The following is a 14898-nucleotide window of genomic DNA, read 5'->3' on the forward strand; positions in this document are numbered from 1 at the left end:
CGGAGTGGCGTGCGCCGGGTCGGGGTCGCCGAGCGGCACCAGGGGGCGCGGGCCGTCGACGATCATGTACTCGGCGAGGGCACCGGGCGCGCCGAGCCCGGGCGGCCTGATGCCGAGCTCCCCGGCGCCGGGGCCGAGGGCGGTGACGGTGCCGACGCCCTCGTGACCGAGGGTCAGGGGCAGCGAGAAGGGCGGCTGGTCGACGGGCCGGCTCATCACGGGGATGTCGGAGTGGCAGACACCGGCGGCGGTGGCCCGGAGGAGCACCTGACCGGGCCCCGGCTCCGGGCCGGGGACGGTGACGACCTCGGGCGGGCGCCCACGGCGCGGTACTGGAGTGCCTTCACGGCCTTGTCCTTCCGTTGGCTCGGCGGTCGGCGCGGGCGGCGCTGCCCGGCGTGGTCCGAAAGGCAGGCCTTGGCGCCGTCCGTGACGACTTGTCGCCAATAGACCGCTCTCGACGCGTGTGCCGGGCAAGGTTGGGCAGATTGTCCGTGGGCCGACGGAGGTCCGCGCGAAAGGAAGGGGGGCGCCGTGCTGAAGGACTTCTTCGACCGGCTGCGGCGGGGCGGTGGGCGTTCCGGTGGGGGCGGTTCGGTGTCGGCCCCCGCCGACCTCGTCCTCGAAGCGGACTTCTCGTCCACCGAGCAGTGGGTGGCGGGCCGCTCGTGGGCCTATCCCGGCGGCGGGCCGACGAACCCCGGCGACAACAAGCTGGACCACCTGGTGGAGGACCCCTCGTACAGTCGGACGGGGACGTTCCGGGCCACCCGCAGGAGCGACGGCTTCTGGGACGCCGGGCTGCTCACGACGGAGGGCAGCGCGGAGGGCTTCCAGGTGCGGGCGGGCGACGTCCTGGAGGCCCGGGTGCGCCTGCCCGAGGAGACGGGCGCCTGGCCGGCGATCTGGACCTGGCTCGACGGCGGCCAGGAGGTCGACGTCTTCGAGTACCACCCCGACAATCCGGACCTCCTGGAGCTGTCGAACCGGGTGCGGGGCCGGTACCTCTACTTCCGGGACCCCGCCGTCCGGCCCGGGGCGTGGGTGGACCTCCGGGTCGAGTTCGGGGCGCGGTCCGTCGTGTGGTGGGTCAACGGCGCCCGCGTCTTCGACGACCGCCGGGGCGTGGGCCGCTCCTGGCGGGCCCATCTCATCGTGAACCTGTCGGTCTGCGCGGGCCGGTACCACCCGGCGCCCGACCCGGACGCGTCGGAGATGTCGTACGAGGTGGCGGAGCTGCGCGTGTACCGACGCTGAACCGCCCGGGATCGAAGCACCCCTCCCCTCTCAGCGGTCCGCGAGCAGTGTGCGTGGGCCGGCCGCGAGGCGGTCGTACTCCTCGGCCCGGTTGTAGATCCGCCCCGAGATCCGGATGTCGCCTCCGTCGGGCCACGGCCGGATCAGCACCCGGCAGCCGGGCCGGGCGACGACCTCCTCGCACAGCGTTGCGGCCTCCTGCCGGGTGCGGCGAGGCCCCTGGGCAGGCGCGGCGACCACATCGCGAGGCCCTCGGTGTGCGGCAGCGGGGTCAGGGCGGGGATCTCGGCCGGCAACTCGGCTCCGTGGCACAAGAGTTCGCTGTTGTGGATGTGGACGCGACCGGCGCCGAGGGGCGCGATCAGACCGAGGCCTTCGGGCGGCGAGCATGCCGGGCGCGTGGGCCCCGTCGACGAGGTTGGTGACCCCGCGCTCACGGAGCTCGGCGAGCAGCCGGCGGCCGGCGACGGTCCGGGCCCGGCGGGCCGCCGCCGCGACGACCGTGCCGCAGCCGTGGTCGGTGGCCGGGATCTCGTCGTCGGCGTCCAGGCGCAGGGCGTCGAGGGCGAGCCGGGCGGCCTCGGTGGCATGGGTGACGAAGGCGATCCCGTCCGGGTCGGCGCCCAGGGGGCGGCGAGGCGCCGGCGGACCTCGGCGACGCGGCCGGGGACGCCGGGGAAGAAGGCGTCGGGGTCGGCCGCCGCCTCGGCCGCCGGGTCGCGGTGCGCCCGGGCGACCGGGGTGGGCAGGGCGCCGAAGGAACCGCGGTCGAGGTGGGCCACGTCCGGGCCGAGGCGGAACAGCTCCGGTCCGCCCGGGAAGCCGGCCGGCGGGCTCGTCGCGCCTCGACGGGCCCGGCTGCCCGCTCGTCGCGCCGGGTGTTGCGTAGGCTCGAACTGAGCGTTTCGCACAGCCGTCATGACGAGGAGGACCCTGTGAGCACCGCCGGAGAAGGACGGCAGCAGCTGGACGAGGCCAGTGTCCTCAATGCGAAGAGGACGCTGCTCCAGCTGCTCGCCCGGGCGGGCGTCTGGTCCGGTGACGCGGAGGAGCTGATCGGGTTCGTCGAGGCGGGCGCGCTGGCCCTCGCGTACGAGGAGGTCGGCGGGGCCGGGCGGAGCGCGCCCGAGGGGAAGGGCGAGCCGTACGCCTCCGGCTGGCTCGACGGGGCGCGGGCCGTCGTCGACGAGCTGGGCGCCGTCGCCGAGCGGGCGCTGAGGCACGCCGTCGCCTCGGATCCGTCGGCCGCCTCCCCGGACGACCGTCCGCCCGTCGGGCGGACGGAGCTGGAGCGGACCAAGGTGGCGGTGACTCCGCTCTACCTCTCCTTCGCCGACGTCTCCGATCTCGACCCGGAGGTCACCGAGCAGGTGCTGCGGGCCCTCCTCGGCACGATGAGCTCGCGTCAGCGGGCGGGGTACGCGGGCCGGCTCACCGAGTTCACCTCGGCCCACCGTGCGCGCCTGGAGCGGCTGTACACCGAGTACGGGCCGGGCAGCGCGATCGCGATCCACGGCCGGTACTCCCTGATCCACTCCCCCACCAGTGTCGCCGTCCTGGAACGGCTCGCCACGTCCCCGGCGGACCTGCACGAGGAGTGGGACGCCGCCGAGCTGCCGCCGGCGTGGCTGGACGGCCTGACGACGGCGTGGGAGGCGTCCGCCTGACGGCGCCTCACACCACGGCCGGGCGGCCGGGGCGGGGTGCTCCCCGCCGAACGGCACCTGGCACTCCACACCGAACGGAGATAGGTTAGGCTCACCTAACAAGCGCCTCGCGATGGCCGCTGCCCCGGCATTCCCATGACGGGAGGGGCGTCGGGCGGGGCGTCAGCACACCTCTGCCCGGAGACAAGGATCCGCCATGCCTGCTGTGTTCACCCCCCTCCGCCGTCGCGTTCTCGTGGCGGGCGCCGCCGCGGTCTCGCTCGGCCTCATGGTGACCGGGTGCGGCTCGGACGACAAAAAGGACGACGCGAAGGACACGGCGGCCAAGGCTCCGGCGGGCGCGTTCCCCGTCACCATCAAGAGCGCGCTCGGCGAGGCCGTCATCAAGGAGAAGCCGAAGCGCGTCGTCACCCTCGGCCAGGGCTCCGCCGAGACGGCCATCGCCCTCGGCAGCGTCCCCGTCGGCATCGAGAGCTACCCGTGGGGCAGCGACAAGACCGGCTACCTGCCCTGGATCCACGACGCGGTGACGAAGTCCGGCGCCAAGCTGCCCCAGCAGTTCGACGGCGGCGAGGAGCTCGACATCGAGGCCATCACCGAGCTGGAGCCCGACGTCATCCTCGCCCCCTGGTCGGGCATCACGCAGAAGCAGTACGACCTCCTCAAGGACATCGCGCCGACCGTCGCCTACCCCGACAAGGCGTGGAGCACCGACTGGGACCAGCAGATCGAGATCGTCGCGAAGGCGCTCGGCCAGCCGGAGAAGGCCAAGGAGCTCACCTCCAAGATCGACAAGCAGCTCGCCGACGCCGCCGCCACGCGCCCGAACTACAAGAACGTCACGTTCTCGTACATCTACAACACCGGCCCCGGCACCCTCGGCGTCTTCAAGCCCGAGGAGCAGCGCGTCGCGATGGTCTCCAAGCTGGGCCTCAAGGTCGACCCGGTCGTGAACACCTTCAAGGAGACCGAGGGCACCGACTCCGCCCTCATCGGCCTGGAGAACGCCAACAAGCTCTCCAAGAGCGACATCGCCTTCACCTTCTACATGGACGAGAAGTCCCGCAAGGAGATCGAGGCGCAGCCGCTGTACGCGGCCATCCCCGCGGTCAAGAAGGGCGCCCTCGTCCACAGCAACGACCAGCCCTTCGTCACGGCCTCGTCGATGATCAACCCGCTCACCGTGCCGTACAGCATCGAGCGGTACCTCCCCATGATCGACAAGGCCGTCGCCAAGGCCGGGAAGTAGCAGCGGGTCCCCAGCGTGACCACTCTCTCCCGGATCGGCCAGGGCCCCGCCGTCGTACGGCGGGGCCCTGCCCGGCACTTCGCAGCCGCCGCCCTGTGCCTGGTCCTGCTCGCCCTGGCGGTCCTCGCCAGCGTGATGTTCGGCAGCAAGCCGACGTCCGCCGCCGACGTCCTCCGGGTCGTCACCGGTGACGGCGACGGCTATCTCCGCACCGTCGTCGAGAGCCGCTATCCGCGCACCGCGCTCGGCCTGCTCGCGGGCCTCTGCCTCGGGGTCGCCGGCACGCTGATGCAGGGCATCACCCGCAATCCGCTCGCCGAGCCGGGACTTCTCGGCATCAACGCGGGCGCGTCCGCCGCCATCGTCGCCGCGACCGCGTTCCTCGGCGCCTCCGGGCAGCGCGAGACCATCTGGTGGGCCCTCGCCGGCGCCCTGGCGACCGGTGTGGTCGTCCACCTCGTCGGCACGGCCGGCGGCGGCAGCGGGCCGGTCCGCCTGGTGCTCGCCGGCGCGGTGCTCGCCGCCGTCCTCGCCGCGTTCATCCAGGCCGTCGCGCTGTCCCGGCCGCAGGTCTTCGACACGTACCGCTACTGGGTGGTGGGCTCGCTCGGCGGGCGCGGCTTCGACGCCTTCTGGGCGGTCCTGCCCTTCGCCGCCGTCGGCCTCGTCCTCGCCGTGCTCCTGGCGCCGGGACTCAACGCCATGGCGATGGGCGACGACAAGGCCGCCTCCCTCGGCATCAGCCCCGCCCGCGTCAAGGGCGCCGGTCTCCTCGCGGCGACGCTGCTCAGCGCCGCCGCGACGGCCGCCGTCGGCCCCATCGCCTTCGTCGGGCTCGCCGTCCCGCACCTCGTCCGGGTGCTCGTGGGCGCCGACTTCCGCCTGCAGATCCTCTTCACCTCGCTCCTGGGACCCGCCCTGCTGCTGTTCGCCGACGTCATCGGCCGGGTGCTGCTCCGCCCGCAGGAGCTCATGGTCGGCGTCGTCACCGCCTTCGTGGGCGCGCCCGCGCTGCTGTTCGCCGTCCGTCGCATGAGGGGAGCGGCATGAAGACCGCCGAGCGGATCGACACCCCGGCCGTGACGGCGTCGCGGCCCGTAGGGCCCTCGGGCCGTGGCCTCCTGAGGATCGGGCCGTGGGTCGCCGTCCCCGTACGGCGCCGCACCGCGATCGCCGCCGCGGTGACGCTGCTGCTGCTCCTCGGGGCGGCCGTGGCGACCCTTTCCCTGGGCCGCCTCGGCATCCACCTGGCCGACCTGCCGTCGGCGCTGGCGGGCGAGGCCAGGGGCAAGAACGCCTTCGTGCTGAACCGGCTGCGCGGCCCGCGGCTCGTCGTCGCCATCGCCACCGGCGCGGCCTTCGGCCTGTCCGGGGCCCTCTTCCAGTCGGTCACCCGCAACCCGCTGGGCAGCCCCGACGTCATCGGGCTCGGCGCCGGTTCCGGAGCGGGTGCGGCGGCCGCCGCCCTGTTCTTCCCCGACCTCGTGCCGGTGCCCGTCGGCGCGCTGCTCGGTGCCGTGATCGCCATGGCCGTCGTCTACTTCTCCACCGGTTCGGGATTCCGCAATCCCGGGCGCCTGGTGGTGGCCGGCATCGGCGTGTCCGCGATGTCGACGGCCCTCACCCAGTACGTGGTCTACGCCGTCGAGCGGGACAAGGCGAGCGCGCTGACCGCCTACATCAACGGAAGCCTGTCCGCCCGCTCCTGGGACGACGCGCGGACGATCTGGCTGGTGCTGCTCGTCTGCCTGCCGCTCGCCGCGCTCCTGGCCCGGCCGCTGGGCATCGGCGAGATGGGCGACGACCTCGCGACCGGCCTGGGCGCCCGTCCGGCCCGCACGGCGACCGCGGCGGTCTCGCTGTCGATCGTCCTCTCCGCCGGCGCGGTCGGTGTCGCCGGACCGATCGCCTTCGTCTCCCTGACGGCGCCGCAGATCGCCAAGCGGGTGACCCGGGGCGGCGGCCCGCACCTGGTCATGTCGACCCTGCTCGGCGCCCTGCTGCTGGTCCTCGCCGACCTCGCCGCCCAGCAGCTGCCGCTCTTCGACAACCTGCCGGTCGGCCTGTACACGATGGCCGTCGGAGGGGCGTACCTCGGCTACCTCCTGCTGCGGGAGTGGAAGCGCCCGGCCTGACCGGGCCCGCGGCTGACGGGACGTCTACCGCCGCGGTACGAGGGGCTCGCCCGGGCGCAGGTTCCAGCGCCCGGCACGGCCGCTGAGGTGGACGGCGGACAGGGGGCGGACGTCCAGGCGCCAGGCCGTCGCGTCCGGTGCCGCGAGGGCGTGGACCATCGCGGCGCGGATCACGTCCGGTTCGGCGACCGCGGTGACGCGGCCGGATCCGTCCCCGAGGCCGTCGAGCCAGGCGCCCACGCGGGCGCGCAGCTCGCGCAGGGACTCCCCGCCGTGCGGCGCCGCCGCCGGGTCGGACAGCCAGGCGGCGACCCCGGCCTCCTCGGCGGCGGCCACGGCCTCCAGGGTCTGCCCGCGCCACCTGCCCATGGCGCAGCCGGCGAGTTCGTCGAGGGCCTCCGCGCGCAGGCCCAGGGCCCGCGCCGTGCCACGGCAGCGCCGGGACGGGGAGGCGTACGCGGGCGGGGACGGGTCGACGGCGGAGGCGACGGCCTCGGCGCGGGCGATGCCCGCCGGGTCGAGAGGGCCGTCGTCGTCGAACCGCACCTCACGGAGCGCTGCGCTCGTCGCGGGCGAGATCAGCGTCAACCGGACTGTCATCGGGATCCTTTGCGGCGGGCGGGACGGCGGGGCCGTCGTGGCCGGAGTGGTGCGCGGGACTCTACCCGGGGGCGTACGAAGGTGATCCGGGCCTCACACCCTTGGCGGCGCCTCCCCCGCGCGGTACGGTCAGGCGACATTTGAACAGCGTGACGACGGCGAGACGGAAGTCCGGTGAGAATCCGGCGCGGTCGCGCCACTGTGAGCCGCGGCGCCCCCAGGGTGACGTCACGGCGAGTCAGACCCGTGGACCGTCGTCCTGCACCACCGTCTGGGACGCGAGTTCCCGCAGGAGGTTCCATCATGGCCGAGGCCGTCGTCTCCGCTGCCGTTTCCACCCCTTCCGTCGCCGTACCGGCTCCGCTGCCCGTGCGCGCGGTGCTCCCCTGGGCCTTCTTCGTCGGGCTCCTCGCGCTGATCGCGCTCTACTTCGTCGGCGCCGAGCAGGGCGCCACCTCCCTGATCGCGGGCACCGACGTGCACGAGTGGGTGCACGACGGACGCCACCTGCTCGGCTTCCCCTGCCACTGAGGGGCGACCGGCACATGCACGCCTCGACCGTTCGGTCCCTGCTGGTCCGCGGCATGCTCGCGGGCCTGATCGCGGGGCTCTTCGCCTTCGCCGTGGCCTACGCGGTGGGCGAGCCCCCCGTGAACGGCGCGATCGCCGTGGAGGAGGCCAAGGCCGCCGGGGAAGCCCCGGCCGGCCACGGCTCCCACGCGGGCCACGGCGGCGGCACCGTCGCCGTGGAGGCCGCCGGGGAAGAGGAGGAGGGGATCAGCCGCTCCGCCCAGTCGACCTTCGGCCTCGCCACCGGCGTCCTCGTCTACGGCGTGGCGCTCGGCGGCATCGCGTCCCTGGCGTTCTCCTTCGCGCTGGGCCGCGTCGGCCGCTTCAGCCCCCGGGCGACGGCGGCGCTCACGGCCGCCGCCGCGTTCACCACCGTCTACCTGGTGCCGTTCCTCAAGTACCCGGCGACCCCTCCGGCCGTCGGCAATCCGGACACCATCGGGAAGCGCACCACCCTGTTCTTCCTGATGATCCTGCTCAGCGTGCTGCTCGGGGTCGCCGCCCTGATCGCCGGACGGCGGCTCGCGCCGCGCCTGGGGAACTGGAACGCCACCCTGGCGGCCGGCGCCGGCTTCGTCGTCGTGACGGCCGTCGCCTTCGGCGTCCTGCCCGACAACGAGGACGCCGTCGCGGCGGGCTTCCCCGCCGGGCTGCTCTGGGAGTTCAGGCTCGCCTCCCTGGCCGTCCAGGCGGTGCTGTGGGCGGTGTTCGGGATCGCCTTCGGCGTCCTCGCGCAGAAGACGCTGGCCCCCCGGGCGGCCTCCGACCAGGAGGTCCGACGGGGAGCCCCCGCCGCCGGCTGACCGGCGAACCGTTCCGCGACGCCGCCCCGCCCACCCTCCCGGTGGGCGGGGCGGCGTCGTCGTTCCGCCGGCCGCCCGCGCGCCCACGGAGGCGGCCCGCCGCATCGGTGGACCGTCCCCCGTCACGTTCTCCCGCCGGGCTCCGTCAGTGAGGCAGGACCAAGGAACGGAAGGACACCACCATGTTGTCGAACATCATGTACGTGACGCTCTACGTCACCGACCAGGAGCGCGCGCTGCGGTTCTACACGGAACAGCTCGGCCTGGAGAAGCGCGTCGACCACACCGGCGCCGAGGGACGCTTCCTCACCGTCGGCGTCCCCGGCAGCGCGACCGAGATCGTCCTCTGGCCCCACGCGGCGTCGGCCGGGCAGCCGACCGGGGCACGGGCGGGCACCGCTCCCGGACCGCTGTTCCTCGAATCGGAGGACCTGCGGGCGGACTTCAAGGTGCTGCGCGACCGCGGCGTGACCTTCGACCAGGCCGAGCCGGACGACTACGGGTTCGGCATCCGCATCGAGGCGGTGGACCCGGACGGCAACCGGATCTCGCTGCGTCAGCGCGGCGGGGCGAGCCGCGGCGACGGCTGACGGGCCCGGCGGGGCGGCCCCGGTCGCACGGGGCCGCCCCGCCGCTAGCCGGACACCCGGTCCCAGGCCTCATCGAACATCTCGTGCAGGGGTGCCGTCGGCAGCACGCGTACGAACGGGGAGCGGATCCACTTGTCCCACATCGGCCGCACCAGGTGGCTCGTCAGCTTCGCGGTCTCCAGCGGCAGGTGCGGGGCCTTGAGGTCGGTCCAGTCGCCGGGCAGGAACAGGGTCCGGCCGGCCCGTGCCCGCTTGGCCTCCAGGACCGCGCCGGTGGCGAGGAGTTCCGCCCGGACCTCCGTGTGCCGCTTGGCCGACCAGCCGTTCCACCGCCGTACGTTCCGGTCGGTGGGCGCGGCGAGGGTCGCCAGCTGGAGGTACAGGGCCGCCGCGTCCGGGCCCACGCCGAGCTTCGCCGTCGCCCGGGCGACGAGCTCCGGGCAGGAGTGGCGCGGATCGGCCTCGTACGCCCCGGCCGGTACGGCTCCGGACCCGGCGCGGCGCATCATGCGGGCGAGTCCGCCGCCGGCGAGGAGCGGTGCCATCCGGTCGAGGTCCTCGGCGAGGTCGGCGACCTCGCGGACCCGCCGCCACGTCCCGGGGTCGGCGACGGCCGCAGGGCGCAGGAAGGCCGTGCCGTGCGGGGCGCACACCACCAGCGGTCCGGAGTCGTAGGCGGTGGCCGGTTCGGTCCGGTTCTCCGGGTGCGCCGCCACCGGCATCGTCCGGGGCCCGAACCGCTCGGCGATCCGCTCCGCCGTGTCCCTCACGCGGGTCTCGGAGAGGGCGAGCAGCAGCTCGGGGCGGTCCAGCTCGGCGCGCAGCCGCTCGTACAGGGCGGGCGCCCCGGCCAGTGCCGGATCCCCGACGGGCCGGTCCGTCCACGCCCAGACGAGGGCGCTCGCGACGTCCGTCAGCGCGAGCCCCACCGGGGTGCGGTACGGCAGTTCGGGCCCGGCCGGCGGCACGGGCCTGACCTCCACCCCGCTGCCCTGCCGGCTCGCCGTGAGCGCCCAGCCCGCCGCGGGGACGGTGGCGTCCTCGGCGGCGTCGTACCCTCCGGCCAGGCGCCGGGCCCACACCTCGCCGAGTCCCAGGTCGGCCTCCAGGGCGTCGGCCGTCTCCTCGTGCACGGCGGGCCGTGCCCCGAGGAGCTCCCGCCACACGCCGGCCATCCGCTCCACGGCGGCCTCGATCCCGCCCGGCCGCCACAGCTCGGCCGGGTCGTCGGGCAGGGCGGCGGCCAGCACGGCCCTGCGGCCCGCGCCGCCCAGGCGGGTGCGCAGCAGCTCGTACGACTCCGCCGTCAGCGGGGTCGCCTTGTACGGGGCCTTGCGCACCAGGGCCCGCTCCTCCTCGCGGTCGGCGCGGCCGACGAGCCCGGCGACGACGAGCCGGGCCACGGAGCGCCGTACGCCCGTCAGTTCGGCGAAGCGCGCGGCCGCCGACTCCGGCACCGCGACCGGCCCGTGGGCGTCGACGGCGGCCAGCAGGGCGCGCAGCCGCCCGGCGTCGTCCCGCTCCACGCGCACGTGCCGCGCCTCGGAGGCCTGGACCGGGACGGGGTCGCTGTGCGGGTTCTCCGCGACGGGCGCCACGAACCAGTGCTCCGCGCCCCCGTCCCGCACGCCGGCGGACACGACGACCGCGCCGGCGGCGCGCAGGAGGTCCACGAACCCCGGGCCGGACATCCGCCCCGCCCACCAGCGGCTGCCCGCGCGGGCGAACGGCTGGTCGGCCCAGGTGTCCAGGAGCGCGAGGAGAGCGGTCCGCTCCGCGTCCGGGGTCGGGGCCACCGCCGCCCGCCAGGCGACGGCGTCGATCGCGCCGAGGAGCTGCGACCAGTCGTGCGGCGGGGCGGGCGGCGAGAGCCGGCGCACCTCCTCGGCGATGCTCCCGGCCAGGCAGGCGCCGTCGGCGGCGAGCGCGGTCAGCGTCGCCGGCAGCGCCACGTCGGGGGTGCGCCGCCACCGATCGGACCCGCCGGTGTCGACGAGGCCGTGCAGCGCGGGGACGAGCTCGGTGTCCGGCGCGGGCCGGCCGAGCCGCACGGGCGGCGCCTCGGCGAGGAGGGTGACGCGCCGGTGCAGGGCGCGCCGCCGCTCCTCCACCCGGGCGGCCCGCTCGGCCACCGCGACGACGGCTTCGGCCAGGACGGGGTCGGTGACGTCCGGCAGCTCCCGTGCCACGGCCCCGCGGAGGGCCGCCGTGCCGTCGGACGCGGCCGCGAGCAGCGTGTCCGCCGTCTCCCGGCGCACGGTCCGCAGCGCCCGCGACCCGGCGGCGTCCCGGGTCCGGAGCAGGTACCAGAAGGCCGGGGGCAGGGCCACGCCCCCGGACGGGGTGGCCCGCCGGCCCGGCTTCACCCGGGGGTGCCGGGGCGAGTGGTGCCCGTCCAGCTCCCACAGCAGGACGCCGTCGGCGGTGTACGCGCGCACGCCCGTCCGCGTCTCGGCCTCGGCGAGGACCACGTCCTCCGCGGCGCCCTCCGGCGGTGCCCACAGGGCCCAGGGCTTCTGTCCCTGCCGGTCGACGGCGAACCGGGCCGTGCGCCCGTCGATGCTCTGCACCAGATAGTGGTCGGGCGCGGGGTCGCGGTGCGGGGTGCGGAACAGGATCCGGGTCCCGACGAGGCCGTCCCTGCTGCCGAGCGGGGAGTCGGTCAGGCCGGCGGGCAGCGGGGCGAGGTGGAGTGCCTCGGCGGCCAGGGCCATGCCCGCCTCGGACGGTTCCGTCGCCGGGTCCGCGCTCGCGGGGCGGCCGGGGAAGTCGGGTACGTCGGTGCCGCCCCGCGGCTCTCCGGTGACCGGGTCCACCAGCTCCCACGGGCGGTCGCGGTACACGCCGTTGGTCCAGGTCCGGGAGCCGTCGGAGAGCTGCAGCTCGTTGCTGTCGATGCCCTCGGTGCCGCCCGGCCGCAGCGCGCGGCCGCCGCCGTGCCGCCCTCCTCCGTCGGCGGTCTCGAACTGGAAGCCGTACCCGCCGTCCAGCTCTCCGCCGAACGGCACGAGGCCGCCCTGCTCGTCCGGGGTGAACGGCTGGTCGGACCGGTCCGCCCAGCGGGCGGTGTCGCAGAAGCAGGGGTCCGGCTTGACCGACCAGCTGACGAGGAAGGATCCGCCGACGTGATGGACGGCGTGCATCGTCGCGTCCTCGGGCAGCGTGAACCGGCAGGAGGCCCGGACCCCGTCGGGGGCGACGGCGACCGCCCGGTCGGTCCCGAAGACGGTGAGCACGGGCCAGGTGCAGGTCACCCCGGCGACTCCCGGCACGGGTCCGGTGCCGGCTTCGCCTCCGGGCTGCTCGGCGGCGAACTCCGCGTACACCGACTCCAGGGCGGGCCAGGCCAGTTCCTCCGGGAGGCCCGCCGTGAGCGAGCGGTGCAGGGCGCCCGCCGCGCTCGTCGCGCCGAGGGCGTCGGCGACACCGCCGAGCGCCGTCACGGTCGGCCGGTCGAGGAGGGTCTCCAGCTCGGCCACGGACTCCTCGGCGCCCGCCATGCCGCCGCCCCCGACGGTGTCGACGAGCTTGCCGACGCGTCCGGCCACCTCGTGGGCGATGCCCTCGTTCCCCGGGAGGAGCGTCACGGCCGATCCGGGCCGGCGGCCGTGCGCCACGGGCCGGCCGGGCAGCAGGTCCGCGTGCACGGTCCCCTCCAGGCGGGGGCCGAACACGGGGTCGGCGGCCAGCGCGGCGAGGTCGCGCCGGGACCTCTCGCCCCAGAAGCGCATCCGGACGTCCGGGCCCGGGTCGGCGACCGCGACCCCGGCCGCCAGGCAGGCGTCGAGGACGTCCGCGTCGAATCCCTGGTAGTGGTGGCGGGTGGTGTGCAGCGTCACCGGGGTGCCCTCGTCCCGCAGGCGGGGCCCCAAGCGGCCGATGAGATCGAGGAGTTCCGGCGGGAGCGGCCGGCGCCCGACCCCTCCGCCGGGCTGCGGGGCGTACTGGTACATGCGGACGAAGGTGCCGAGCCAGTGGTGGAGGCCGCCCTCCGGCACGACCCGTCCGGCTTCCATCGCCGCCGTCGCGCCGCAGCCGATCAGCATCCGCAGCCATGCGCCGCCGTCGGTGGCCCCCTCGGGGAAGACCTCCAGCAGACCGGCCGCGATCGCGTCCGTCGGCGGACGGGCCGTCAGGATCGGCTCGGCCGCCGTCAGCAGGGCGTCCGGGACGGCCTTCTTCCGCGTGACCGAGAGGATCGCGCCCACCATCCGGGCGGTCTCCGCGTCCCCGAGTCCCGCCGCCCTTGCGGAGGCCCGGACCCGGCGCACCAGATCCGCCGGCAGGTCCGCGGGCGAAGCCGCCCACGCGGTCAGGAACGCCTCCAGGGCGGTGTGCGCCTCGGCGGGCTCCAGCGTCTCGGCCAGGAACCGCTGGTGGGCGCCGAACTCCTTGGCGGGCATGGCGCCGCCCTCGGCGAACAGCAGTCCGTTGGCCCGGCGGTAGGCGGGGTCCACCGGAAGCCCGTGCCGGGCCTCGGCCGCGCGCGCCGCGGCGTAGGCCCGGCCGCCCGGCCGGCTCCCGTATCCGATCAGCCGGTGTCCCACGGTGTCCCAGAACCACGGCAGGTGCGCCGGCGGCAGCTGTCGCGCGCGCCGCGCCATGGCGTCGACGACGGCACCGGGCTTCGTCCAGGACCGGTCGACCTCGGCGCCCATGTCCTGGACCAGGCCGCGCGCGGCCTCGACCGCGCCCGGGTCGTGGGCGGCGACCCAGTCGACGTAGGTGGTCGACACGTGCGCACCGGTGGTGGGCAGCAGGGCATCCAGCGAGACGATCATGCCCAGGATCGTCGCACGTCCCACTGACACGGCCCCGGTCGGCGGGTGTTCCCGGGGCCCGCTCCGGAGGGGGTTCCCACAGGTCCTGGGAGCGCTCTCAAAAAGCGGCGGCCACCGATATCCTGGTCCGCGCGGGACCGCGCACCACCGGACGCGCCCACCCCACGCCCCGTACAGCCGACGCAGCAGAGGAGCGCACGCCTTGCCCGAGCAGAGCACGGGGCCCCGTCCCACGCTGGAAGCCGTCGCCGACCGTGCCGGGGTCTCCCGCGCCACGGCCTCCCGGGTCGTCAACGGCGGCGCGGGCGTGCGCGCTCCGCTGGTGGAGAAGGTGCGCCGGGCCGTCGAGGAGCTCGGATACGTGCCGAACCACGCGGCCCGCACCCTGGTCACCCGGCGCAACGGCGCCGTGGCCGTGATCATCGCCGAGCCCGAGTTCCGGATCTTCTCGGACCCGTTCTTCGAGCAGCAGGTGCGCGGGATCAGCCGGGAACTGACCGCCCACGACGCCCAGTTGGTGCTCCTGTGGGTGGAGGGGCCCGGGGACCACGAGCGGATCTCGCGCTACCTCGGCGGCGGGCACGTCGACGGCGCGCTGGCGTTCTCGCTGCACAGCGACGACGCCCTGCCGTCCGTGATCGAGCGGGCCAGGATCCCGGTGGTCTTCGGCGGGCGGCCCGCGCCGGGGACCGACCCGGCCGTGCCCTTCGTCGACTGCGACAACCGCGGTGGCGCCAGGGAGGCGGTGCGGCACCTGGTGGAGCTCGGGCGGCGGAACGTCGCGCACATCTCCGGTCCCCCCGACCAGACGTCCGCGATCGACCGGATCCACGGCTATCGGGACGTCCTCCTCGACGCCGATCCCGCGCTGCTCCGGCGGGGCGACTTCACGGAGGAGAGCGGGGCCCGCGCGATGGCGGAGCTCCTCGACCGGCGGCCCGACGTCGACGGCGTGTTCGTCGCCAACGACCTGATGGCCTCGGGGGCGTTGCGGACCCTGCGGGAGCGCGGGGTGCGGGTCCCGGAGGACGTGGCAGTGGTCGGCTTCGACGACATGGCCTCGGTGGTCGACAGGACCGTCCCGGCCCTCACCACCGTGCACCAGGACATCGAGGGGATGGGGCGGCTGATGGTGAAGCTGCTCATGCGGCTGCTCGACGGGACCGGGCCCGGGGTCCCGGCCTCCGTGATCACCCCGACCTCGCTGGTCCGGCGCGCCTCCGCCTGACGGCGCACGAGGGGCGGC

General features: G+C 75.5%; 12 protein-coding genes, 1 pseudogene and 1 riboswitch. Of the genes and pseudogenes, 9 read left to right on the forward strand and 4 right to left on the reverse strand.

Annotated features, from left to right (window positions below; all coding sequences use genetic code 11):
• Positions 1 to 347: pseudogene (locus ACFYUZ_RS25995) on the reverse strand (alcohol dehydrogenase catalytic domain-containing protein); the annotation flags it as partial.
• Positions 348 to 558: 211 nt separating this feature from the next.
• Here ACFYUZ_RS25995 and ACFYUZ_RS26000 point away from each other — a divergent pair.
• Entirely contained in the window at positions 559 to 1257 is a 699-nt protein-coding gene (locus ACFYUZ_RS26000) for a beta-glucanase (protein ID WP_389313186.1), read from the forward strand.
• Positions 1258 to 1287: 30 nt separating this feature from the next.
• Here the strand turns inward: ACFYUZ_RS26000 and ACFYUZ_RS26005 are convergent, their stop codons facing one another.
• A complete protein-coding gene (locus ACFYUZ_RS26005) occupies positions 1288 to 1497 on the reverse strand; it encodes a hypothetical protein (protein ID WP_389313052.1) in 210 nt (69 codons plus the stop codon).
• A 695-nt stretch (positions 1498 to 2192) separates the two neighbouring features.
• Between ACFYUZ_RS26005 and ACFYUZ_RS26010 the strand changes: the two genes are divergently transcribed.
• From ACFYUZ_RS26010 to ACFYUZ_RS26025, 4 genes are all read left to right on the forward strand, one after another.
• Positions 2193 to 2924 (forward strand): hypothetical protein, encoded by a 732-nt coding sequence (locus tag ACFYUZ_RS26010; protein WP_389313054.1) that lies wholly within the window; start codon positions 2193 to 2195, stop codon positions 2922 to 2924.
• 196 nt (positions 2925 to 3120) lie between these two features.
• Positions 3121 to 4173 carry an iron-siderophore ABC transporter substrate-binding protein gene (locus ACFYUZ_RS26015; RefSeq protein ID WP_389313056.1) on the forward strand — a complete coding sequence of 351 codons (1053 nt, stop codon included), beginning with the start codon at positions 3121 to 3123 and terminating at the stop codon, positions 4171 to 4173.
• A gap of 15 nt (positions 4174 to 4188) precedes the next feature.
• Entirely contained in the window at positions 4189 to 5223 is a 1035-nt protein-coding gene (locus ACFYUZ_RS26020) for a FecCD family ABC transporter permease (protein ID WP_389313058.1), read from the forward strand.
• Positions 5220 to 6308, forward strand: a complete 1089-nt coding sequence (locus ACFYUZ_RS26025) for a FecCD family ABC transporter permease (protein ID WP_389313060.1) — start codon at positions 5220 to 5222, stop codon at positions 6306 to 6308. Before ACFYUZ_RS26020 ends, ACFYUZ_RS26025 begins: the two co-directional genes overlap by 4 nt.
• 24 nt (positions 6309 to 6332) lie before the next feature.
• Here ACFYUZ_RS26025 and ACFYUZ_RS26030 read toward each other — a convergent pair whose 3' ends face one another.
• Entirely contained in the window at positions 6333 to 6908 is a 576-nt protein-coding gene (locus ACFYUZ_RS26030) for a histidine phosphatase family protein (RefSeq protein WP_389313062.1), read from the reverse strand.
• A 165-nt stretch (positions 6909 to 7073) separates the two neighbouring features.
• Positions 7074 to 7152, forward strand: a riboswitch (cobalamin riboswitch).
• 59 nt (positions 7153 to 7211) lie between these two features.
• Between ACFYUZ_RS26030 and ACFYUZ_RS26035 the strand changes: the two genes are divergently transcribed.
• The 3 genes from ACFYUZ_RS26035 to ACFYUZ_RS26045 all read left to right on the forward strand — a co-directional run bounded on the left by ACFYUZ_RS26035 (position 7212) and on the right by ACFYUZ_RS26045 (position 8871).
• Positions 7212 to 7439: a CbtB-domain containing protein gene (locus ACFYUZ_RS26035; RefSeq protein ID WP_356904422.1), complete on the forward strand. Its 228-nt coding sequence runs from the start codon at positions 7212 to 7214 to the stop codon at positions 7437 to 7439.
• Positions 7440 to 7453: 14 nt separating this feature from the next.
• The gene (locus ACFYUZ_RS26040; RefSeq protein ID WP_389313064.1) at positions 7454 to 8281 is read left to right on the forward strand and encodes a CbtA family protein; all 828 of its coding nucleotides are present in this window, start codon (positions 7454 to 7456) and stop codon (positions 8279 to 8281) included.
• Positions 8282 to 8463: 182 nt separating this feature from the next.
• The gene (locus ACFYUZ_RS26045) at positions 8464 to 8871 is read left to right on the forward strand and encodes a VOC family protein (protein ID WP_389313066.1); all 408 of its coding nucleotides are present in this window, start codon (positions 8464 to 8466) and stop codon (positions 8869 to 8871) included.
• A 44-nt stretch (positions 8872 to 8915) separates the two neighbouring features.
• On the opposite strand, the gene ACFYUZ_RS26050 is transcribed toward ACFYUZ_RS26045, so the two are convergent.
• Positions 8916 to 13652, reverse strand: coding sequence for a hypothetical protein (locus ACFYUZ_RS26050; protein ID WP_389313068.1), 4737 nt, complete (start codon positions 13650 to 13652; stop codon positions 8916 to 8918).
• A gap of 202 nt (positions 13653 to 13854) precedes the next feature.
• Here ACFYUZ_RS26050 and ACFYUZ_RS26055 point away from each other — a divergent pair, with 202 nt between their 5' ends.
• Positions 13855 to 14880: a LacI family DNA-binding transcriptional regulator gene (locus tag ACFYUZ_RS26055; RefSeq protein WP_389313069.1), complete on the forward strand. Its 1026-nt coding sequence runs from the start codon at positions 13855 to 13857 to the stop codon at positions 14878 to 14880.
• The last annotated feature ends 18 nt before the right edge of the window (positions 14881 to 14898 follow it).

This window comes from Streptomyces sp. NPDC004266 (genome assembly GCF_042874095.1).
Lineage (GTDB): Bacteria > Actinomycetota > Actinomycetes > Streptomycetales > Streptomycetaceae > Streptomyces.

Bases quoted from the DNA above. Each gene is read 5' to 3' on its own strand.
- ACFYUZ_RS26040 (WP_389313064.1), top strand. From the start codon at position 7,454: ATGCACGCCTCGACCGTTCGGTCCCTGCTGGTCCGCGGCATGCTCGCG.
- ACFYUZ_RS26050 (WP_389313068.1), bottom strand. From the start codon at position 13,652: ATGATCGTCTCGCTGGATGCCCTGCTGCCCACCACCGGTGCGCACGTG.
- ACFYUZ_RS26015 (WP_389313056.1), top strand. From the start codon at position 3,121: ATGCCTGCTGTGTTCACCCCCCTCCGCCGTCGCGTTCTCGTGGCGGGC.
- ACFYUZ_RS26035 (WP_356904422.1), top strand. From the start codon at position 7,212: ATGGCCGAGGCCGTCGTCTCCGCTGCCGTTTCCACCCCTTCCGTCGCC.
- ACFYUZ_RS26045 (WP_389313066.1), top strand. From the start codon at position 8,464: ATGTTGTCGAACATCATGTACGTGACGCTCTACGTCACCGACCAGGAG.
- ACFYUZ_RS26025 (WP_389313060.1), top strand. From the start codon at position 5,220: ATGAAGACCGCCGAGCGGATCGACACCCCGGCCGTGACGGCGTCGCGG.
- ACFYUZ_RS26030 (WP_389313062.1), bottom strand. From the start codon at position 6,908: ATGACAGTCCGGTTGACGCTGATCTCGCCCGCGACGAGCGCAGCGCTC.